The following is a 21780-nucleotide window of genomic DNA, read 5'->3' as shown; positions in this document are numbered from 1 at the left end:
CGGCTCAGCAGCTGCGTGGGTCCTCGGCGGTCTCCTCGGCCGGCCCGTCCTCCAGTGCCTCCGCCAGAGCTTCTGCCAGGTGTCTGCCCCGCACCCCCGCCAGCTGCTCCAGTTGGGTGCGGCAGGAGTAGCCGTCGGCCAGGACCAGCGCGTCCCCGGGGGCGGCCCGCACGGACGGCAGGAGCCGTTCCTGCGCACAGGCCGTCGACACCTCGAAGTGGCCGGCCGTGAAGCCGAAGTCGCCCGCCAGACCGCAGCAGCCGCCGCTCAGGTCGCCGGTGAGACCGGCGGCCGCGCGCAGCCGCCGGTCGGCCGCGTCGCCCAGCACCGCGTGCTGGTGGCAGTGGGTCTGGCCGACCGCCGGACGGTCCAGACGGGGCGGGGCCCAGCCGGGGGCGTGCCGTTCCAGGGTCTCCGCGAACGTGAGGACACGGGCCGCCAGGCGGGCCGCGCGCGGGTCGTCGTGCAGCAGCTCGGGCAGGTCGGTGCGCAGGGCGGCCGCACAGCTCGGCTCCAGGACGACGACCGGGGCGGCCGTCTCCAGCACCGGTCCCATCAGGTCGAGCGTACGGCGCAGCACCACGCGCGCGTGGTCGAGCTGACCGGTCGAGACGTATGTCAGCCCGCAGCAGACCCGGCCCCGGCGGGCGGTCAGCAGCGCGGCCGCGCTCCGGGACCGGCCGTCGCCCACCGGCCGCCCCCGCATCCGCAGCGTCGGCGGCAGCGCCACCCGCAGCCCCGCCGCCTCCAGCACCCGGACGGCCGCCCGGCCCACGGACGGGGAGAGGTGCTCGGTGAACGTGTCGGGCCACAGGACGACCAGGTCACCGCGCTCCCGGCTCCCGGGGGCGGTCCCGCTCCCTGTCCCGCTCACCGTCCTCCCCGTCTCCCTCCTGCGCCACCACACGCCGAACGTCTCGCGCGCCAGCCGCGGGAGCGCCCGTTCCGGCGCGATACCGCCCGCCCGCTTCGCGAGCCGGGCCAGCGGTCCCACGGACGCCAGCGCGTTCACGGCCGCCGCGGCCCGCAGCCGCGCCGCCCACCGCAGCCACACCGGCAGCCGCCCCATGCTGTAGTGCGCGGCCGGGCGCCGGCGGCCCGCGTAGTGGTGGTGCAGGAACTCCGCCTTGTAGGTGGCCATGTCGACTGCCACCGGGCAGTCCGAGCGGCAGCCCTTGCAGGACAGGCACAGGTCCAGCGCGTCCCGGACCTCCGTGGAACGCCAGCCGTCCGTCACCAGCTCGCCCGCCAGCATCTCGTGCAGCAGCCGGGCCCGGCCGCGCGTGGAGTGCTCCTCGCGTCCGGTGGCCCGGAACGACGGGCACATCACCCCCGCCGCGTCCGCCGCGCCCGCGGCCCCCGCGGGTCCCGTCGCCCCCGCCGTCGTACGGCACTTCGCGACCCCCACGCACCGGCGCACCGCCGCCGCGAAGTCGCCGCCGTCGGACGGGTACCCGAAGGCCACGTCCACCGGCTCGCGCGGCAGGACGGAGAAGCGCAGGTTGCCGTCGAGGGGCGCGGGGCGCACCAGCATCCCCGGGTTGAGCAGGTCGTCCGGGTCCCACACGCCCTTCGCCCGCTCGAACAGCGCGACGAGCTCCGCCCCGTACATCCGGGGCAGCAGTTCGGCCCGCGCCTGCCCGTCCCCGTGCTCGCCGGAGAGCGAACCGCCGTGCGACACGACCAGCTCCGCCAGCTCCTCCGAGAACCGCCGGAACCGGGCGACACCGGCCTTCGACAACAGATCGAAGTCGATGCGGACGTGGACGCAGCCGTCCCCGAAGTGCCCGTAGGGCGTGCCGCGCAGATCGTGGCGCGCGAGCAGCCCGCGGAAGTCGCGCAGATAGCCGCCGAGCCGGGCGGGCGGCACCGCGCAGTCCTCCCAGCCGGGCCATGCCTCGCCGCCGCCGGGCATCCGGGTCGCCGTGCCGGCGGCGTCCTCCCGTACCCGCCACAGCGCCCGCTGCCCGGCGGGGTCCGTCACCACGCGCGCGTCCAGGGCGTCCGCCGCGCGCACGATCGTCCGCGCACGCGCGTGTGCCTCGTCCGCCGACCCTCCGCCGGTCTCCACGAACAGCCAGGCACCGCCCCGCGGCAGGGCGACCGCCGTCGCCGGCGGCACCAGGTCGGCCGCCATGCCCTCCACCGTCAGCGGCCCGAACGGCAGCAGCCCGGCCGCGGCCTCGGCGGCGGCGCCCTCGTCGGCGTACCCGAGCACCGCGAGCCCGCGCGCGCGTGGCGCCTCGACGAGAGCGACGACCGCCTCCGTCAGGACGCCCAGGGTGCCTTCGGAGCCGCAGAACGAACGGGCGACGTCCGCGCCGTTCTCCGGCAGCAGCGCGTCCAGGGCGTACCCGGAGATCCGGCGGGGCAGGTCCGGGAATCCGGTCCGCAGCCGCGCGAGGTCCCCCTCGACAAGGGCCCGCAGCCCGTCCGGCGCCCCGGCCCACCCCCGCCCGAGCCGCAGCCGGTCCCCGCGCGCGGTGAGCACCGACAGCTCGCGCACGCTGTCCGCCGTGGTCCCCCAGGCCACCGAATGGGACCCGCACGCGTTGTTGCCGATCATCCCGCCGAGCGTGCACCGGCTGTGCGTGGACGGGTCGGGGCCGAAGCGCAGCCCGTGCGGCGCCGCGGCCTCCTGCAGCCGGTCGAGCACCAGCCCCGGCTGCACGACGGCCGTGCGAGCCCCCGCGTCCAGCGACACCAGCCGGTTCATGTGCCGGGTGAAGTCCAGCACCACGCCCGCCCCCGTCGCCTGCCCCGCGATGGACGTGCCCGCGCCGCGCGCGACGACCGGCACCGCGTGCGACCGGCACACCTGGAGGACGGCCGCCACGTCGTCGGCGTCCCGCGGCGCGACGACGCCGAGCGGGACACGCCGGTAGTTGGACGCGTCCATGGTGACCAGCGCCCGGGCCGTCACCCCGAAATCCACGTCCCCCCGGACGACCCGCCGCAGCTCACCCTCGAGGTCCTGGAGATCCGTCATGCGTCCAGCAAACCAAAACGGCGCGCCGAAAACGCGTCTCACCCGACGGACGAGGTTTCGCCCAGGTTTCCCGCACCGGCTAACCTCCCTTCCGTGGCTGAGATCCAGATTCCTGCTGACATCAAGCCCGCCGACGGTCGATTCGGCGCGGGCCCCTCCAAGGTGCGGGTGGAGGCGCTGGACGCCCTGGCCGCCACCGGCACGTCCCTCCTCGGCACCTCCCACCGCCAGGCCCCGGTGAAGAACCTGGTCGGCCGGGTGCGCGCGGGCATCTCCGAGCTGTTCCAGCTCCCGGACGGGTACGAGGTGATCCTGGGCAACGGCGGCTCGACCGCGTTCTGGGACGTCGCGACCCACGGCCTGATCGAGAACAGGTCGCAGCACCTCACGTTCGGCGAGTTCAGCTCGAAGTTCGCGAAGGCCGCGAAGCTCGCCCCCTGGCTGGCCGAGCCCACCGTGATCTCCTCCGACCCGGGCACGCACCCCGAGCCGGCCGCCGAGGCGGGCGTCGACGTGTACGCGTTCACGCACAACGAGACGTCCACCGGTGTCGCCGCCCCGATCCGGCGTGTCCAGGGCGCCGACGAGGGCTCCCTCGTCCTGGTGGACGCCACCTCCGGCGCCGGCGGCCTGCCGGTCGACATCGCCGAGACGGACGTCTACTACTTCGCCCCGCAGAAGTCCTTCGCCTCCGACGGCGGCCTGTGGATCGGCGTGTTCTCCCCGGCCGCGATCGAGCGCGCCGAGCGCATCCACGCGTCCGGCCGCCACATCCCGGAGTTCTTCAGCCTGCCGACGGCGATCGACAACTCCCGCAAGAACCAGACGTACAACACCCCGGCCCTGGCCACTCTCTTCCTGCTCGACCAGCAGCTGGAGTGGATCAACGGCCAGGGCGGCCTCGCCTGGTCCACGGCCCGCACCAAGGACTCCGCCGGCCGCCTCTACGGCTGGGCCGAGGAGTCGAAGCACGCCGCCCCGTTCGTCACCGACCCGGCCAAGCGCTCCCAGGTCATCGGCACGATCGACTTCGCGGACGAGATCGACGCCGCCGCGATCGCCAAGGTGCTGCGCGCCAACGGCATCGTCGACACCGAGCCCTACCGCAAGCTCGGTCGCAACCAGCTGCGCGTCGCGATGTTCCCGGCGATCGACCCGTCGGACGTCGAGGCCCTGACGGCGTGCGTCGACTACGTGATCGAGAAGCTGTAACCGCACTCCGGCACACGAAGGAAGGGCGCCCGGTGACCGCACCGGGCGCCCTTCGCGTTCAGTTCGGCGGCAGGCCGCTCAGCCGCGCACGCCGATCATCCGGTGCAGGGCGTCGCCGGGGGCCGCGGTGGCCGGCTGACCCGCTGCCAGGGCGGACCGCGCCGCGGCCGCCGGCTGCGGGTCGGCGGTCTTCTTGCAGACCGCGTCCGCCACCCCGGTGCCGCGCGGCACGGTGCCGTCGGTGAGGTACTTGGCCAGGTACTTGTCCAGGCAGGCGTTGCCGCTCAGCGTGATGCCGTGGTTGCCGCCGCCCTGCTCCACCACCAGGCTGGAGTGCTTGAGCAGACGGTGGACCGCGACGCCGCCCTGGTAGGGGGTGGCCGCGTCGTTCGTCGCCTGGAACAGCAGCACCGGCGGGAGCTTGCTGTTGGCGACGCCCACCGGCTTCATCGTCTTCGTGGGCCAGTAGGCGCAGGGCGCGTTGTACCAGGCGTTGTTCCAGGCCATGAACGGAGCCTTCTTGTACACCGCCCAGTTGTCCTTGCGCCACTGGTTCCAGTCGCGCGGCCAGGAGACGTCACGGCACTGCACGGCGGTGTAGACGCTGTAGCCGTTGTCGCCCGAGGCGTCGATCGCCGCGATGCTCTCGTACGCCGAGACGAGCGGGGCGGTGTTGTTGCCGTTCACGTAGGCGGCGAACGCCGAGGCGAGGGTGGGCCAGTAGCCGTTGTAGTACCCGCCGGGGATGAAGGTGTCCTCCAGCTCGGAGGCGCCCACCTTGCCGCCGGCCGGGTGCTTGGCGAACGCGGCGCGCATCGCGTACCACTTGGCCTCGATTTTGGCCGGGTCCGTGCCGAGCTTGTACGTGCCGTTGTACTTGGCGATCCACGCCATCAGCGCCTTCTGGCGGGCGTCGAAGGCGTAGTCCTGCGAGATGTTGGCGTCGTACCAGACCCCGCCGGGGTCGACGATCGAGTCCAGCACCAGGCGACGCACCCGGGTCGGGTAAAGCTTCGCGTAGACCTGGCCCAGGTAAGTGCCGTACGAGTAGCCGAAGTAGTTGATCTTCGGGGCGCCGAGCGCCTTGCGGATCGCGTCCATGTCCTTCACGGCGTTGACCGTGTTGATGTACGGCAGGACGGACGCGTACTTCGTCCCACAGGCCTTGGCGAAGGCCCTCGCACGCGAGAGGTTCGCCTTCTCGATCGCGGCGGTGCGCGGCACGGAGTCCGGGCGGACCGGGTTGAAGTAGCCCGGCTTGCAGTCCAGGGCGGGCTGGCTCTTGCCGACTCCCCGCGGGTCGAAGCCGATGACGTCGTACTGGGACGCGACCGCCTTCGGCAGCGAGGACGCGACGAACGGGGCGAGGGACAGACCGCTGCCTCCGGGGCCGCCGGGGTTGACCAGCAGCGGGCCCTGGTACTTCCGCGCGGTGTGCGGGACACGGGACAGGGCCAGGGTTATCTTCCGGCCCTGCGGCTTGGCGTAGTCGAGCGGCACCTTCACCGACGCGCACTGGAGGGTCGGGGCGTCGTCCGTGGCGCACTTCTTCCAGGCCACCCTCGTCGTCGCCTGCGCGGCGGTCTGGGCGGCGGCCTGCGCGGACCGCGACGTCGTGGCCTCGGCCGGGACGGCCGTGAGGCTTCCGGCGAGCACGACGGTCGCACCGCACAGTACGGCTGTGCTTCTTCTCATGAAGTTCCTTCACGCCATGGGGGGTTCAGCTGGACCGGAAGGTTCACGGTCCCTGCTGGATCCTTCCGAAGAAGCCCGGCCACAAGAAGCATTTCGACCGACAATTTTGAACTCGTTTGCTTCACAGGCCTCTCACCGGCAGCCGAAAGCCGGGACAACGCCGGCACACATCTCGTGGTGCGCCGGCGCCGCACCGACGGCCGGGGGCACCCGAACGACGGTCGGGGGCGCCCGGCGAACACCTCACCGGGCACCCCGCTCTCACGCCGCCGTGCAGGTCACGCTCGGCGCACCTCCGCCCCCCGGCGCTCCGCCGAAGCCGAAGCTCGTCGAACCGCCCGCCGCCACCGTGCCGTTGTGCGCGGCGTTGGACGCGGTCACGGTCGCACCGCTCTGCGTGTACGAGGCGTTCCACATGTTCGTCACCCGCTGCGATCCGCTCCAGGTCCAGGTGACCTTCCAGGACGACAGAGCCGTGGTCCCGGTGTTGGTGACCTTCACCTCGGCGTTGAAGCCGCCGCCCCAGTCGCTGCTGACGGTGTAGGCGGCGCTGCACGCGGTGGTGCCTCCGCCTCCGCCGCCTCCCCCGCCGCCTCCGCCGCCGCCCGTGCCGGGGAAGCCGGGCGCCTTGACGCTCGTCAGGTACCCGTCCTTCACGGTGTCCACGGACTGCCAGTCGTCCTTCAGGATGCCGCCCGTGTCACCGGAGTCGGGGTTCCACGACCAGAACGTCCAGTGGAAGGAGTCGGCGCCGTACGTCGACGTCGGACGCAGGTAACTCACCAGCGCGGCCAGCCACTTCTGGTCCACCGTGGACTGGAGTGTGGTGCCGAACTCGCCCACCCACACGGGTGCGATGTTCTGCTTGAAGATGTAGCCCCAGTACTTGTCCCAGATCCCGGGCATGTTCGCCGGGAACGCCGGATCACTGAACCAGCTCTGCTGGGAGACGCTCGTCGCGTAGTCGTGGGCCGAGTACACGACCCGGTTCGCCACGTCGAGCTGCACCGGGTACTGGCCGACGCCCATCAGGTTGCCGCCCCACCAGCCGGAGACCCCGTTGAAGGTCTGCACGCCCTCGACGAAGATCAACAGGTCGGGGTTGACCGACAGGACCGCGTTCCCGGCCCGCTGCGCGGCCAGCCGCCAGTCCGTCGCCGTGTCTCCGCAGCCCCAACAGGCCGGATCGTGCGGCTCGTTGTGCAGGTCGATGCCGACGACCGTGTCCCGGCCCTTGTAGCGGGTCGCGAGGGACTTGAGGTTGGCGATCCACGTGGACTCGGGGACGGCCGCCGTGTACCAGAGCGCCGACTGCCCGCCGGAGTCCGGCCGGTGCCGGTCGAGGATGACCTTCAGGCCGTCCTGCCCGGCGTACGAGACGAGCTTGTCCATGATCTGGAGTGAGTTGAGGCCCTGGAGGTCGGCGTTCTTGCCGCTGCTGAAGTCGATGCTGTCGGGAAGGGTCGAGCTCTTGAAGATGTCGTCGCTGAACGGGAGGCGGATCGTGTTGTAGCCCAGCGACTTCATCTGGTCGATCATGCTCTTGTAGTCACGGGACCAGAGGCCGTGCACGACGTGGTTGCCGGTCTCGAAGCCGAACCAGTTGATCCCGGCGATCCGGACCGGCTGCCCGGCGGCGTCGAGGATCTGGCGGCCGCCGGTGTGCCAGTAACCGGCCCCGGCGTCGGCCGCGCGGACTCCGGTCGCACCGGAGACGCCGGTCGCACCGGAATCGATCGCCGCCCCGGCGGAACCGGCGCCCAGCGGTATCAACAGCGCGGCGGCAACGCCGCACAGCACTCTGCGCAAGCTGCTGCGGAACATCTCGCTGCTTCCTCTCGGGAGGCGCGGGCCCGGAACGGATGGGAGCGCTCCCACCCACCGCGCACCTCCCAGGAAACTGACACACCATGACCACGTCAAGAAGTACGGCGGTCCCGTTCACGCAGAACGGCGTCGAGAGCCCCGGCAAGCCGGCGGCGGCCGGGGAAAGCGGGCCCGCCCGGCCGGCGGTCGTGGATGCCGTCGCCGCCCCCGGCGCGACCTCGGAGCCACCGGGCCCTCGGAGCCGGCGCGACCTCAGCGCCGGCGCCGCAGTCGGCGGAAGCCGAGGAAGACGGCGCAGATCGCGGCGACGGCGAGCGCGCCGACCTTGACGCCGCCCGTGGCCGAGGAGCCGTCGCCGCCACCGGAGGCGCTCGAAGCCCCGCCCCCGGAAGGCGACTTGGAGCTCGACGAGGCCCCCGCGGGCGCATCCTCCGCCACCACCGAACTCCCGGCGCCCTCGCTCCCGTACATCAGCTTGGAGCCGTCCTCCGAGTAGCTCACGGACTCGCCCTGCCGTTGCAGCGGCACGTCGAGCCGCCCCTCGCGCTTGATCTTCCCGCCGTTCCAGGCGTAGGAGATGCCGCCGAAGTAGCCCCGGACGGCGATCTGGGCGCCGTCCGGGGAGAAGGCGGCGTCGGTGGCCCACAGGTCGACGGGGGCGACGGGCCTGAAGATGTTGGCCCCGGAGGCGGAGAGCTTCACCGGTCCCTCGTAGAGGTGCCCGCCGTCCTCCTTCTTGTCGATGATGTAGACCCGGCCGGTCCTCGGGTGCACGAGCAGCGACTCGGCGTCGCGGGGACCGTCGGAGTACTTCACGACGTACTGCGTGGCCTTCGCCCTCTGGTCGACGAGCTTCTTCGGCTCGGGCAGCCGGTAGATCCACACGAACTTCCAGGTGCCGCCGAGGTTGTCGCCGATGTCGCCGACCCAGATCTCGTTGCCCGGGCCGATGGAGATCGCCTCGACGTCACGCGGGGTGCCGACGCCGGTCAGGGTGATCCGGGCGACGGTCTTCCCGGTCGCGCTGTCGACGGCGTACAGGTAGGGGCCGTCGTCGCTGTCGTTGTGGGTCCAGTAGATCCCGGGGTGCTGACGTGAGGCGGCGAGCCCGCTGGACTCGGTGATGCGCGGGTCCTCGACGGTGAAGCCCTTGTCGCCGTCGGCCGCGAACGCGGCGGGCGCGGTGGACGCGGCGAGCACGGTGAGGGCGCCCGAGGCGAGGACTCCGGTGAACAGGGCTCCGGCCCGGACGGCGAAAGATCGGCGCATGCCCACAAGCCTGCCATCCCGCACCGGCGTTCGAGGCTCCGTGGTAGGCCTCACACCCCCGGGCCGGGCTCCCCACCCCCGCTCACCGCCGTGATCCATCATCATGAGCGGATGCTCAGGTTCATGCCCGTAGGCGACTCGATGACGATCGGCAGCACGGGCGACCACACGTGGCGCTACCGCATGTGGCGGCACCTGTGCGCTGCGTACGACGGCCCGTGCACCCTGGTCGGCCCCCGCGAGACGCTCTACGACAAGGCGACGGACGCGCCCACGTCGTACGCGTACGCCGACCCCGAATTCCCCCGGGGCCATCTGGCGGGCTGGGGCGAGGGCTGGCAGCAGATGGCCCCGCTGATCCGCGAGGCGGTGCGCACGACGCGGGCGGACGTGCTCCTGGTCTCGCTCGGCCTGATCGACCTGGGCTTCTACACGAACGCCGAGCAGACGGCGGCGAACGCACGCGCCTTCGCCGCCGAGGCCCGTGCCGCGAACCCCAGGATCGCCATGGTGTGGCTGCCGGTCATCCCCAACGTCCGCGCCGCCGACGACGAGCCGTTCGCCGCCCAGGTCGCCCTCTTCAACGAACTCCTCGCCAAGACGGCAGCCGACCTGGACGAACGGAACTCCCCCGTCCTCCTGGCCTCGATCCCCCCGGCGTGGGACATCGACACCGACACCTACGACGGCACCCACCCGAACGCGAGCGGCGAACACCGGCTGGCTCAGGCCTTCGCGGAGGCGATGCACCAGGGGTGGGGACTGGGCGGGGAGTACACGGGCTGAGGGTCGCGCCCGCCCTTGCTTCTGACATATGCGCATGCCCCGTGTCCCCGGAGCCGTACGTATCGTTGTACCGCGCGGCGGCACTCGAGCGAGTGCGGCCGGGGAGGAGCGCCAAGATGACCGTCCTCGAAGACAGGATCACGATGGCCGAGAGCGACAACACGATCACGCTCGACGAGATGTTCGAGCGGCTCGAGACGATGCCCGTCCCCGAGGGATACAAGGTCGAGATCGTCGAGGGGACCGTCTACATGTCGCCGCAGCGGGACACCCACTGGGAGATCATCCTGGACATCGTCGAGCAGTTGCGGATCAAGTACCCCCGCAAGCGCGTGAAGTCCGACGTGCGCATCGACTACCCGGGGCATCTGAACGGGTTCGCGACCGACGTGACGGTGATGGCCGAGAGCGCCGCCAAGTCGGAGGACGGCCGCTGGAGCCACGACGACGTCGAGTTCGTCGCCGAGGTGATCTCCAAGGGCACCGCCGCCAACGACTACGGCCCCAAGCTGACCGCCTACGCGACCGCCGAGGTACCGGTCTACCTGATCGCCGATCCCTGTCAGCGCAGATGCCACGTGTACACCCAGCCCAAGAACGGCGAGTACGTCACCGAGACGAAGGTCGACTTCGGCTACGACGTCGATCTCACCGGCACCGTCGTCGGCCTCACCCTCAAGACCGACGAGTTCCCCCGCGACTGACCCGCCCCCTCCCCCGGCCGGTTCCCCTTGCATCGAGCGCACTCCAAGACGTTGGCTTGAGTTCCATGAAGTACACGCAGCTCGGACGTACCGGACTCAAGGTCAGCCGCCTCGTCCTCGGCACCATGAACTTCGGCCCGCAGACCGACGAAGCCGACAGCCACGCCATCATGGACGCGGCGCTCGACGCAGGCATCAACCTCTTCGACACCGCGAATGTGTACGGCTGGGGCGAGAACAAGGGCCGTACGGAATCGATCATCGGCAACTGGTTCGCGAAGGGCGGCGACCGGCGCGACAAGGTCGTCCTCGCCACCAAGGTGTACGCGAACATGGCCGCCGACGGCGACGCCTGGCCCAACCACGACAAGCTCTCCGCGCTGAACATCCGGCGGGCCGTGGAGGCCAGCCTCAAGCGGCTGCAGACCGACCACATCGACCTCTACCAGTTCCACCACATCGACCGTGACACGTCCTTCGAGGAGATCTGGCAGGCCGTCGACGTGCTGGTGCAGCAGGGCAAGATCCTGTACGCCGGATCGTCCAACTTCCCCGGCTACAAGATCGCCCAGGCCAACGAGACCGCCGGGCGGCGCGGCGGCACGATCGGGCTGGTCAGCGAGCAGTGCCTGTACAACCTGGCCGAGCGGCGCGCCGAGATGGAGGTGATCCCGGCCGCGCAGGAGTACGGCCTCGGAGTCATCCCCTGGTCGCCGCTGCACGGTGGACTGCTGGGCGGCGTCGTCAAGAAGCAGGCCGAGGGCGGTCGCCGCGCCTCCGGGCGGGCCGCCGACGCACTCGCCGACGCCGGGACACGCGCGCAGATCCAGGCCTACGAGGACCTGCTCGACAAGCACGGCGTCGAGCCCGGCGAGGCCGCGCTGGCCTGGCTGCTCACCCGGCCCGGCGTGACCGGCCCGATCGTCGGCCCGCGCACCGCGGAGCAATTGGACTCGGCGCTGCGCGCGGTCGAACTGGAGCTGGGCGAGGAACTGCTGTCCGGACTCGACGAGATCTTCCCCGGCCCGGGACCCTCTCCGGAGGCCTTCGCCTGGTAGCGGGCGGCCCCGCGCCCGCACAGGCACGGCGGGCACGGTGACGGCGGCCGCCGTCGGGCGGTCGGCCCGAGATCGCTCGGGTCACTTTCCGACGGCCGCCGCCACCGCCACCACGACGAACAACAGCACGAGCACACCGGCCATGATCCGGTTCCGGGTCTTCGGGTCCACGCGTCGAGCCTAACCGGCCCCGCCGAGCGGCCAGCGCCCGGCCGGTTCGTAGCGGGGCTGCTCCCCGGGGACGCCGGACTTCGGCAGGTTGCTGCGGACCAGCACCAGCTCCCCCACCGTCCAGGTCCGGCTCTCGAAGGCGTCCAGCGCCTCGACGTATGCCCGGACGTCCACCGCCTCCCGGCTGCGGGCCAGGGTCAGGTGCGCCGTGTAGCGGCGGTGCCCGCCCATGTCCACGCCCGCCTTCCGCCCCGCCGCCTCCGCCCGGTCGGCGAGCAGCCGCAGCGCGGGCACGTCCCCGGCCGCGCCCGCCCACAGGGCCCGTCCGTGTCCGAACAGGCCTCCGCCGCGCACGGCCAGCGGGAACGGCCCGCCGCGGTGCGCGGCCCGCTCCAGCCGGGCCGACAGCTCCGGGACGAGGCCGTCGTCGACCTCTCCGTAGAAGGCGAGGGTGAAGTGCCAGCCCGCCCGGTCCGTCCAGCGCAGCCCGTCCGCACCGGGCAGCGTGCGCAACCGGTCGGCCTCGGCGGCGAGTTCGTCGGCGATGTCGTCCGGGGGCAGCACGGCGGCGAAGAGTCTCATGCCCCCGATTTTCCCGGCGGGCCCGACAATGCGCCCGGCAATATGGACGGCATGCGCATCACCATCAGAGAAGGCGGACCCGAGGACGCCCCGGCGATGCTCGCCATGCTCGACAGCAGCGTGGCGTGGCTGGTCGCGCAGGGCCGGACCGGCCAGTGGGGGACGAAGCCCCTGTCGGAGAACCCGAAGACGGTCGAGTCCGTCGTCCGGTACCTGGAGGAGGGCTGGGCGTTCGTCGCCGAGGCGGACGGCGAGCCGGCCGCCGCCCTCACGCTCACCGACGCGCCCGGCGCGTACCTCGCGCACCTCCCGCCGCCCGGGGAGCCCGAGCGGTACATCCACTGGCTGGCCTCGGACCGGCGTTTCAAGGGCCACGGCGTGGGCGGCGCGCTGCTCGAGCACGCCGCCGAGGAGACCCGGCGGGCAGGCGTCGGCCTGCTGCGGGTGGACTGCTACGCGGGCGACGACCGCAGGCTCGTCGCCTATTACGAGGCCAACGGCTTCACTCCGACGCAGGCGTACACGGTCGGGGACCGTCAGTGGCCCGGGCAGGTGCTGGCCCGGCGGGTGGGGCCGCCGGCCACGCCCACCGGGTGACGTGCCGCCGGCCGGCCCGGAGGGCGGGGCCGCCCGCCGCACCCTCCGCGTGACGTGCCGCCGCGTCAGACGACCGTGGCTAGTTCCCGCTGCGCGCGCGGGACGAAGCGCACGCTCGGGTGGCCGTGGTGCCAGCCGACCGACAGACGCAGGTCGCCCATCCGGGCGAGGACCAGGCCGACGGTGACAGCGGCGGCGGCCGAGACGGCTCCGCCGGCCGCCATGCCCGCCCGGACGCCGTACGCGTCGGTGATCCAGCCGGCGATCGGCGCGCCGACCGGGGCGCCGCCCATGAACACCATCATGTAGAGGGCCATCACCCGACCTCGCATGGCCGGGTCGGTGCCCAGCTGGACGCTGCTGTTGGCGGTGACGTTGACCGTCATGCCGAACATCCCGATCGGGACCATGAGCAGGGCGAACAGCCACAGGGAGGGGGCCGCGGCGGCCACGATCTCCATGACGCCGAAGGCCACCGCTCCGGCGACCAGCACCCGCATCCGGGCCGTGCCGCGCCGGGCCGCGAGCAGGGCGCCCGCGAGGGAGCCGACCGCCATCAGCGTGTTGAACAGGCTGTAGGAGCCCGCGCCCGCGTGGAAGACGTCGTCGGCGAAGGCCGAGAGGTAGACGGGGAAGTTGAACCCGAAGGTGCTGACGAACCCGACCAGGACGATCGTCCAGATCAGGTCGGGGCGGCCGGCGACGTACTGGAGGCCTTCCCGCAGCTGGCCCTTGCCGCGCGGGGCGCGTTCGACGACGTGCAGGTCACGCGAGCGCATCAGCAGCAGGCCGGCGAGGGGGGCGACGAAGGACAGGCCGTTGAAGAGGAACGCCCACCCGGTGCCGACGCCGGTGATCATCACGCCGGCCACGGCGGGGCCGATCAGCCGGGCCGACTGGAAGTTCGCGGAGTTGAGGCTGACCGCGTTCTGGAGCTGGTCGGGGCCGACCATCTCGGAGACGAAGGTCTGCCGTGCGGGGTTGTCCAGGACCGTCGCGAGGCCGACGGCGAAGGCGGCGACGTAGACGTGCCAGACCTGGACGTGGCCGGAGAGGCTGAGGACGGCGAGCGCGATGCCGGTGAGGGCCATCGCGGACTGGGTGAACAGCAGGGTGCGGCGCTTGGGCAGCCGGTCGACGAGGACGCCCCCGTAGAGCCCGAAGAGCAGCATGGGCAGGAACTGCAGGGCCGTCGTGACGCCGACGGCGGTGGCGGAGCCGGTGAGGCTGAGCACCAGCCAGTCCTGGGCGATGCGCTGCATCCAGGTGCCGATGTTGGAGACGACCTGGCCCACGAAGAACAGGCGGTAGTTCCTGACCCTCAGGGAGCTGAACATGGACGACGCGGATGACGCGGATGACGCGGATGACGCGGACGACTCGGCGGGCTTGGCGGGCTTGGCGGGCTTGGCGGGCTTGGCGGGCTTGGCGGGCTTGGCGCCAAGGGTCTCGTGGGTGGTCGGTGCGGGGGCGGAGTCTGCTCCGGGTCCCGAACTCAAAAGGGTCGCCTCCTCGGCACGGGGTTACAGGTGGGCGAGCTTCTCCAGTACGGGGGCGGCGGCGCGCAGTTTCGCCCACTCGTCCTCGTCGAGGCCGTCGACCAGGGTGGCCAGGAAGGCGTTCCGCTTGGCGCGGCTCTCCGCGAGCATGGCTTCGGCCTGCTCGGTCTTGGTGACGACCTTCTGGCGGCGGTCCTCGGGGTGCGGCTCCAGCCGGACCAGGCCCTTGGCCTCCAGCAGCGCCACGATGCGGGTCATCGAGGGCGGCTGCACGTGCTCCTTGCGGGCGAGCTCGCCGGGGGTGGCGCTGCCGCAGAGGGAGAGGGTGCCGAGCACCGACATCTCGGTGGGGCTCAGGGACTCGTCGACCCGCTGGTGCTTGAGCCGACGGGACAGCCGCATCACGGCCGATCGCAGGGAGTTCACGGCGGCAGCGTCGTCGCCATGGGTGAGGTCAGGCATCTCTTTAGCGTAACTCATTACCCTGGCTAAACAAGCTGGCGCACGGGGGGATTCCCGTGACCCTGGCCACGGAGTACCCCGGCGTCACTCGAAGGAGTGAGTAGGCAGCGGAAAGAGGCCGAGGTGCGGTACATGCCCGCGACCCTCGTCTCATGGGGACCAGTGTGCTCAGCCTGCGGATAGACGGGGAGCTGCTCGAGCGGCTCCGGAAGCATGCCGCGAAAAGGGGAATGAGCGTCCAGGACTATGTCGTCCGGACGCTCATTCGCGATGACTTCGACCAGCGGTTCCAGACCGCGGTCGACGAGACGGAAGAGTTCTACGGGCACACCTGAGCCCGGCCGCCGACCCGCCGACCCGCCGTCCCGCGGCTTCCGCGGCTCAGGTGAGGCCTGGCACCGCTTCCGCGGCTCAGGTGAGGCCGGGCACCGCTTCCGCGGCTCAGGTGAGGCCGAGCGCCGGCATCAGGTAGTAGAAGACGAACACGGCGGACACCGCGTACATCGGCGCCGGCACCTCCCGGCCGCGCCCGGCCGCGAGCCGCAGCACGACGAAGGCGATGAAGCCCATGCCGATACCGTTGGTGATCGAGTAGGTGAACGGCATCATCACCATGGTGATGAAGGCCGGGACGGCGATGGTGTGATCGGCCCAGTCGATCTCCTTGACCGACCCGGCCAGGATCAGGTAACCCACCGCGAGCAGCGCCGGCGTTGCGGCCTGGGACGGCACCATCGTGGCGACGGGCGTGAGGAACAGCGCGACGGCGAAGAGTCCGCCGGTGACCAGGTTCGCGAAGCCGGTGCGGGCGCCCTCGCCGACGCCGGCCGTGGACTCCACGAACGCGGTGGTGGCGGAGGAGGAGCTGGCGCCGCCGGCGGCGACCGCGAGGCCGTCGACGAAGAGGACCTTGTTGATGCCGGGCATCTCGCCCTGGGCGTTGGTCAGCTTGGCCTCGTCGCTGACCCCCATGATCGTGCCCATGGCGTCGAAGAAGCACGACAGCAGGACCGTGAAGACGAAGAGGACGCCGGTCAGGACGCCGACCTTGCCGAACCCGCCGAACAGGCTGACCTCGCCGATCAGCCCGAAGTCGGGGGTGGCGACGGGGTTGCCGGGCCACTCGGGGGTGGTGAGACCCCAGGAGGGGACGGTCGCGACCGCGTTGACGATCAGCGCGAGGACGGTCATCGCGACGATCGAGATGAGGATCGCGCCGGGCACCTTGCGGGTGATCAGGGCCAGCGTGAGCAGCGCGCCCAGGATGAAGACGAGGACCGGCCAGCCGTTCAGGTGACCGTCGGCGCCGAGCTGGAGCGGGACGGTGGTGTGGGCGGCGTCCGGGATCCGGCTGACGAAGCCGGAGTCGACGAGCCCGATCAGCATGATGAACAGGCCGATGCCGATGCTGATGGCCTTGCGCAGGCCGAAGGGCACCGCGTTCATGACGCGCTCACGCAGCCCGGTGGCGACCAGGAGCATGACCACGAACCCGGCGAGCACGACCATGCCCATGGCGTCCGGCCAGGACATCCGGGGCGCGAGCTGGAGCGCGACCACCGAGTTCACGCCGAGGCCCGCGGCCAGCGCGATGGGCACGTTGCCGATCACGCCCATGAGGAGCGTGGTGAAGGCGGCCGTCACACAGGTGGCGGTTACCAGCTGACCGTTGTCGAGCTGGTGCCCGTACATGTCCTTGGCGCTGCTGAGGATGATCGGGTTCAGCACGATGATGTACGCCATCGCGAAGAAGGTGGCGAAGCCGCCCCGGATCTCCCGGGACAGGGTGCTGCCCCGCTCGGAGATGCGGAAGTGGCGGTCGAGAGCGCCGTGGACGGACGTGGCTCCCGGCTGTTCAGGGGCGGGGACCTTGGCGGGGGCCGGCGTGGGCATCGTTTCGGCGTTTCCTACGAAGAGAAGCGGTCAGGGGTAAACGGTTTCAGTATGAACATATGAGGTCCCTAACAGCCATCTCCGCGCGTAGATGTGATGGCCTCGTAAGCTGTCCCCATGGCGAAGTGGACCCCCAAGCACGAGGCGCCGGAGCCCCTGGAGGGCCCCGTGGTCGCCACCATCACCGGCGGCACCATCCTCTGGTTCGTCCTCTTCCTCGTCCAGCTCCCCTTCTACGGCTGGTTCGAGGACCACGACCGCCTGTGGTGGGTGTGGACCTGCCTGGCCGGCGCCGGCCTGGGGCTCATCGGCATCTGGTACGTCCGCAAGCGGGACGCGGCGATCAAACGGGACGCGGCGGCGAAGCAGGCGGACGCCTCCGCCGTATGACGCCGCCGGACGCCTGCGGCGCGTATGACGCCTCCCTTGTGTGACGCCCCGTGCGCCTGCGCCGTATGAGCCGGGGGGCGGCGCATAGGACCGGCCCGCGGGCCCGCCCTCCCGTCCGGGGCCCGTCGGGGTGACCACTGCAACCACGGCACTACTCGGGTCCTCCCCAGGTCGGATCTTCGGCGTCCTCGGGGGGTGAACCCCCAAGTCCGCACGTACCGTCGGTTCCATGGCCCACACCGACGCCCCCGCCGCAGCGCCGACGGCTACCGGCCTGACCGCCGCGGAGGTCGCGGACCGCGTCGCCCGCGGTCAGGTCAACGACGTGCCGGTCCGCAGCAGCCGTTCGGTCGGCGAGATCGTCCGGGCGAACGTCTTCACCCGGTTCAACGCGATCATCGGCGTCCTGTGGCTGGTCATGCTGGCCGTCGCGCCCATCCAGGACGGCCTGTTCGGGTTCGTGATCCTCGCCAACACCGGCATCGGCATCATCCAGGAGTGGCGGGCCAAGCAGACCCTGGACTCGCTCGCCCTGGTCGGCGAGGCGCGTCCCACCGTCCGCCGTGGCGCGACGGCCGTCGAGGTCTCCACCTCCGAGCTCGTCCTGGACGACGTCATCGAGATCGGCCCGGGCGACAAGGCCGCCGTGGACGGGGTGTGCGTCGAGGCGGACGGTCTGGAGATCGACGAGTCGCTGCTCACCGGCGAGGCCGACCCCGTCGTCAAGCGGCCCGGCGACGCGGTCATGTCGGGCAGCTTCGTGGTGGCCGGCGTCGGCGCCTTCCGGGCCACCAAGGTCGGCCGGGAGGCCTACGCCGCCCAGCTCGCCGAGGAGGCGTCCCGCTTCACGCTCGTCCACTCCGAACTGCGCACCGGCATCTCCACGATCCTCAAGTACGTGACGTGGATGATGGTGCCGGCCGCGATCGGCCTGGTCGTCACCCAGCTGGTCGTCAAGGACAACGACCTCAGGGAGTCCGTGGCCCGTACCGTCGGCGGCATCGTCCCGATGGTCCCGGAGGGGCTCGTGCTGCTCACCTCGGTCGCCTTCGCGATCGGCGTCATCCGGCTCGGCCGCAAACAGTGCCTGGTGCAGGAGCTCCCGGCCATCGAGGGCCTCGCCCGCGTCGACACCGTCTGCCTGGACAAGACCGGCACCCTCACCGAGGGCGGCATGGACGTCACCGAGCTGCGCACCCTCGACGGCGGTGACGAGGCGTACGTACGCCGGGTCCTCGGGGCCCTCGGGGAGTCCGACCCGCGGCCGAACGCCTCCCTGAAGGCGATCATCGACGCCTATCCGGACGCCGAGGAGTGGCGCTGCACCGAGTCCCTGCCCTTTTCCTCCGCGCGCAAGTACAGCGGCGCCAGCTTCAACGAGGGCGACGGGGAGAGCAGCACCTGGCTGCTCGGGGCGCCCGACGTGCTGCTGGCCGAGAGCGATCCGGCCCTCGCCGAGACGGAGCGGCTGAACGAGCGGGGGCTGCGCGTGCTGCTGCTGGCCCGGGCCGCCCGCGAGCTCGACGATCCCGAGCCGGCGCGCGGGGCCCGGGCCGCCGCCCTGGTCGTGCTCGAGCAGCGGCTGCGGCCGGACGCCGCCGACACGCTGCGCTACTTCGCCGAGCAGGACGTCCGCGCCAAGGTCCTCTCCGGTGACAACGCGGTGTCGGTGGGCGCGGTGGCGGCGAAGCTCGGGCTGGACGGCAGCGCGGTGGACGCCCGGCGGCTGCCGCCCGACCCGCCCGGCATGGCGCGGGCCCTCGACGAGGCAACGGTGTTCGGCCGGGTCACCCCGCAGCAGAAGCGGGACATGGTCGGCGCGCTGCAGTCAGGCGGGCACACCGTGGCGATGACCGGGGACGGCGTCAACGACGTGCTCGCGCTGAAGGACGCGGACATCGGCGTGGCGATGGGATCGGGTTCCGAGGCCACCCGCGCGGTCGCGCAGATCGTGCTGCTGGACAACAGCTTCGCTACCCTGCCGTCGGTGGTGGCGGAGGGCCGCCGGGTCATCGGCAACATCACCCGGGTGGCGACGCTGTTCCTGGTGAAGACGGTCTACTCGGTGCTGCTGGCCCTGCTGGTGGTGTGCTGGCAGGTCGAGTACCCGTTCCTGCCACGGCACCTGACCCTGCTGTCCACCCTCACCATCGGCATCCCGGCCTTCTTCCTCGCGCTCGCCCCCAACCGCGAACGGGCCCGTCCGCACTTCGTACGGCGGGTGATGCGGTACTCGGTCCCGGGCGGCGTGATCGCCGGGGCCGCGACCTTCGTCACGTATCTGATGGCTCGTCACCACTACACGGGAGCGGGCTCCTTGGAGGCCGAGACGAGCGCGGCGACGCTCACCCTGTTCCTGGTCTCGATGTGGGTGCTGGCGATCATCGCCCGGCCGTACACCTGGTGGCGGGTGCTGCTGGTGGCCTCGATGGGCGCGGCGTTCCTGCTGGTGCTGATCGTCCCCTGGCTGCAGGACTTCTTCGCGCTGCGGCTGGTCGGGCCGACGATGCCGTGGATCGCGGTGGGCGTGGCGGTTGCCGCCTCGGCGGCCCTCGAGGTGTGCTGGCGCCGGGTGGACCGCAGACCGTCCGCATGACGCGAACGGCCGGACCGGGCATGCCCGGTCCGGCCGTCGTCACGTGCGTGGGGTCACTTCACGTCGACGAAGTCACCCGCGGCGGCGACCGCCGGGGTCGTCGAGGTGCCCGCGAAGACGTAGCGGAAGTAGCCGTCGACCGTCGCCTTGACCGTGGCCTTGAGGGTGCCGGTGGAGCTGGTCTTGACGGTCTTCACCGTGGTGTAGGTGCTGCTGCCCTTCTTGCGGAACTGCAGCTTCACGGCCTGGGCGGAGTAGCCGGCGTACTTGCCGGTGTCCCAGTTCGCGCGGGCCAGCTTGCCGGTGACGGTGAGGGTCTTGCCCTTCTTCACCGGCTCCGGCGCGGCGTCGGTGGTGAGGGTGGACTTGCGCTGCAGCTTCGCGCTGCCGAGGTTGCTGCCCGTGGTGAGTCCGCTGTCGTTGACGGCGGCGGCGCCGATCTTCCACGCGCCCGCGAGGGCGTTGGTCAGGTCGCCGTAGTCGGTGTTCCCCAGGGGACGGAACTGGATCTTGGCCGTGCACTTCAGGACGGTCGCGGAGGACGCCGTGCAGGTGCCGGGCTCGTCGCCGCCCCAGACGTCCTTGTCGGGGGTGGACGCGGTGAGGGTGCCGCCCCGGTAGAGGACCGGGAAGGTGATGAAGGAGTTCGCGTTCAGGCCGGCCGGCTTGGTGACGGTGTAGCTGGCCGCGACCGTGACCTTGGTGGTCGGGCCGACGACGATGGTCTTGCCGCCGTTGACCTTCACCTGGGAGAAGGTGACGGCGGGACCGGCCGGAGCGGCCTGCGCCGCCGGGACGGCGAGGGCGGACAGGGCGAGGGCGCCGGAGGCGGCGACCACGAGGGCGCGTACGCGCATGGGTGTTCTCCAGAAAGCCAATGAGCTGTGAGAGGAAAGAGAGGCGGGAGAGCGTGAGGGCCGCGAGCGCGCGGAGGGGCGGCCGGCCCCGGGGATCCGGGACCGGCCGCCGTCACGCGCCCGGTGTCACTTCACGTCGACGAAGTCACCCGCGGCGGTGGCCGCCGGGGTCGTCGAGGTGCCCGCGAAGACGTAGCGGAAGTAGCCGTCCACCGTCGCCTTGACCGTGGTCTTCAGGCTGCCGGTGGTGCTGGTCTTGACGGTCTTCACCGTGGTGTAGGTGCTGCTGCCCTTCTTGCGGAACTGCAGCTTCACGGGCTGGGTGGAGTAGCCCGCGTACGTGCCGGAGTCCCAGTTGGCGCGGGACAGCTTGCCGGTGACGGTGAGGGTCTTGCCCTTCTTCACCGGCTCCGGCGCGGCATTGACGGTCAGCTTGGACAGACGCTGGAGCTTGGCGGTCGTCAGGGCCGAGTTCTCGATGAAGCCGACCTTGCTGAAGTCGATGTCGTCCGCGCGGGGGTCGACGTCGTTCCAGTCGACGATGTAGCCGGCCGCCCTCCAGCCGGTGGCGTCGGCGTTCTCCAGCTCCTCGCCCGGGAGAATGTCGATGGTTCCCGTGCAGGTGGCGACCGTGGCCGAGGTGTTGGAGCAGCTCGGGGCGTAGTCACCGAGAAGGAGGTTGGCCGGCTCGTCGAACGAGCCGCGGTAGATGAACACGTCCAGCTCGGTGTCGCCCGCCGTGACGTCGACGCCGGCGCCGTGCGTCACCTTGAACGTGACGGGGACGCTGACCCTGCCGGTCGTTCCCGCCACGATCGGCTTGCCGTTGTTGACGCTGACGCCGGTGAACCTGGCGTCCAGGGCGTACGGGGTGCCCGTTCCGCCCGTCGAGCCGGTGAAGGTGCTCCGGCCGGAGGCGGCGGCGTGCAGCGCCTTCTGGGTGTCGACGGAGCGGTGCGCGCCGCCGCCGGCGGCCTGTGCGGCCGGCACGACGAAGGCGGAGAGGGCCACGGCGCCGGTGACGGCGACCACGGTGGCGCGTATGCGCATGCATTCCCCCGGTGGAGAAAGGGCCCCGGCGGTGGGCGCTCCCAACGGCTCGCCATGCGCGGGGTCAATGATCGTGGAACCTGTTGGCTCATGCGGTGAGATGCGTGACGGAGGAGAATGGTTGTACGAGCCGAGGGAGGATT

18 protein-coding genes are annotated in these 21780 nt (G+C 71.5%); 8 read left to right on the top strand and 10 right to left on the bottom strand.

The features are described from left to right. Positions 1-4: 4 nt before the first annotated feature. On the bottom strand, positions 5-2989 hold the full coding sequence (locus tag C6376_RS11925) for an FAD-binding and (Fe-S)-binding domain-containing protein (protein ID WP_107443386.1): 2985 nt from the start codon (positions 2987-2989) through the stop codon (positions 5-7). A gap of 93 nt (positions 2990-3082) precedes the next feature. Here C6376_RS11925 and serC point away from each other — a divergent pair, with 93 nt between their 5' ends. Further along, entirely contained in the window at positions 3083-4201 is a 1119-nt protein-coding gene (gene serC, locus C6376_RS11920) for a phosphoserine transaminase (protein WP_107443385.1), read from the top strand. 78 nt (positions 4202-4279) lie between these two features. Here serC and C6376_RS11915 read toward each other — a convergent pair whose 3' ends face one another. The 3 genes from C6376_RS11915 to C6376_RS11905 all read right to left on the bottom strand — a co-directional run bounded on the left by C6376_RS11915 (position 4280) and on the right by C6376_RS11905 (position 8992). Next, positions 4280-5896: an alpha/beta hydrolase gene (locus C6376_RS11915; protein WP_107443384.1), complete on the bottom strand. Its 1617-nt coding sequence runs from the start codon at positions 5894-5896 to the stop codon at positions 4280-4282. A gap of 261 nt (positions 5897-6157) precedes the next feature. Then, positions 6158-7720: a cellulase family glycosylhydrolase gene (locus C6376_RS11910; RefSeq protein ID WP_107443383.1), complete on the bottom strand. Its 1563-nt coding sequence runs from the start codon at positions 7718-7720 to the stop codon at positions 6158-6160. Positions 7721-7975: 255 nt separating this feature from the next. After that, positions 7976-8992, bottom strand: coding sequence for a hypothetical protein (locus C6376_RS11905; RefSeq protein ID WP_107448920.1), 1017 nt, complete (start codon positions 8990-8992; stop codon positions 7976-7978). 111 nt (positions 8993-9103) lie between these two features. Here C6376_RS11905 and C6376_RS11900 point away from each other — a divergent pair, with 111 nt between their 5' ends. The 3 genes from C6376_RS11900 (at position 9104) to C6376_RS11890 (ending at position 11540) form a co-directional block, all read left to right on the top strand. Beyond that, on the top strand, positions 9104-9778 hold the full coding sequence (locus tag C6376_RS11900; RefSeq protein WP_107443382.1) for a GDSL-type esterase/lipase family protein: 675 nt from the start codon (positions 9104-9106) through the stop codon (positions 9776-9778). Positions 9779-9894: 116 nt separating this feature from the next. After that, a complete protein-coding gene (locus tag C6376_RS11895) occupies positions 9895-10482 on the top strand; it encodes a Uma2 family endonuclease (RefSeq protein WP_107443381.1) in 588 nt (195 codons plus the stop codon). 65 nt (positions 10483-10547) lie between these two features. Beyond that, positions 10548-11540: an aldo/keto reductase gene (locus C6376_RS11890; protein WP_107443380.1), complete on the top strand. Its 993-nt coding sequence runs from the start codon at positions 10548-10550 to the stop codon at positions 11538-11540. Positions 11541-11720: 180 nt separating this feature from the next. Here C6376_RS11890 and thpR read toward each other — a convergent pair whose 3' ends face one another. Next, positions 11721-12293 carry an RNA 2',3'-cyclic phosphodiesterase gene (thpR, locus tag C6376_RS11885; protein ID WP_107443379.1) on the bottom strand — a complete coding sequence of 191 codons (573 nt, stop codon included), beginning with the start codon at positions 12291-12293 and terminating at the stop codon, positions 11721-11723. Between the two features lie 51 nt (positions 12294-12344). Here thpR and C6376_RS11880 point away from each other — a divergent pair, with 51 nt between their 5' ends. After that, positions 12345-12890 carry a GNAT family N-acetyltransferase gene (locus tag C6376_RS11880; protein WP_107448919.1) on the top strand — a complete coding sequence of 182 codons (546 nt, stop codon included), beginning with the start codon at positions 12345-12347 and terminating at the stop codon, positions 12888-12890. 65 nt (positions 12891-12955) lie between these two features. Here C6376_RS11880 and C6376_RS11875 read toward each other — a convergent pair whose 3' ends face one another. Together C6376_RS11875 and C6376_RS11870 are read right to left on the bottom strand one after the other, a co-directional pair. Further along, positions 12956-14227 (bottom strand): MFS transporter, encoded by a 1272-nt coding sequence (locus C6376_RS11875; protein WP_107448918.1) that lies wholly within the window; start codon positions 14225-14227, stop codon positions 12956-12958. Positions 14228-14413: 186 nt separating this feature from the next. Then, positions 14414-14851 carry a MarR family winged helix-turn-helix transcriptional regulator gene (locus C6376_RS11870; protein WP_057579065.1) on the bottom strand — a complete coding sequence of 146 codons (438 nt, stop codon included), beginning with the start codon at positions 14849-14851 and terminating at the stop codon, positions 14414-14416. Positions 14852-15003: 152 nt separating this feature from the next. Here C6376_RS11870 and C6376_RS11865 point away from each other — a divergent pair, with 152 nt between their 5' ends. After that, positions 15004-15186, top strand: a complete 183-nt coding sequence (locus tag C6376_RS11865) for a ribbon-helix-helix protein, CopG family (protein WP_107443378.1) — start codon at positions 15004-15006, stop codon at positions 15184-15186. A 106-nt stretch (positions 15187-15292) separates the two neighbouring features. Here the strand turns inward: C6376_RS11865 and C6376_RS11860 are convergent, their stop codons facing one another. After that, positions 15293-16744, bottom strand: coding sequence for an NCS2 family permease (locus C6376_RS11860; RefSeq protein WP_107443377.1), 1452 nt, complete (start codon positions 16742-16744; stop codon positions 15293-15295). A gap of 117 nt (positions 16745-16861) precedes the next feature. On the opposite strand from C6376_RS11860, the gene C6376_RS11855 reads away from it, so the two are divergent. Next, complete coding sequence (locus C6376_RS11855) at positions 16862-17134, top strand: DUF2530 domain-containing protein (RefSeq protein WP_107443376.1); 273 nt, start codon at positions 16862-16864, stop codon at positions 17132-17134. 229 nt (positions 17135-17363) lie between these two features. After that, positions 17364-19730, top strand: a complete 2367-nt coding sequence (locus C6376_RS11850) for an HAD-IC family P-type ATPase (RefSeq protein WP_107443375.1) — start codon at positions 17364-17366, stop codon at positions 19728-19730. Positions 19731-19783: 53 nt separating this feature from the next. Here the strand turns inward: C6376_RS11850 and C6376_RS11845 are convergent, their stop codons facing one another. Beyond that, positions 19784-20587, bottom strand: coding sequence for a hypothetical protein (locus C6376_RS11845; RefSeq protein ID WP_107443374.1), 804 nt, complete (start codon positions 20585-20587; stop codon positions 19784-19786). 126 nt (positions 20588-20713) lie between these two features. Then, a complete protein-coding gene (locus tag C6376_RS11840) occupies positions 20714-21637 on the bottom strand; it encodes a hypothetical protein (protein ID WP_107443373.1) in 924 nt (307 codons plus the stop codon). Positions 21638-21780: the final 143 nt, after the last annotated feature.

Origin of the sequence: Streptomyces sp. P3 (assembly GCF_003032475.1) — a bacterium.
Taxonomy (GTDB): domain Bacteria; phylum Actinomycetota; class Actinomycetes; order Streptomycetales; family Streptomycetaceae; genus Streptomyces.
Note: the sequence above shows the minus strand (reverse complement) of the source record. Positions and strands in the feature narration are given on the sequence as shown.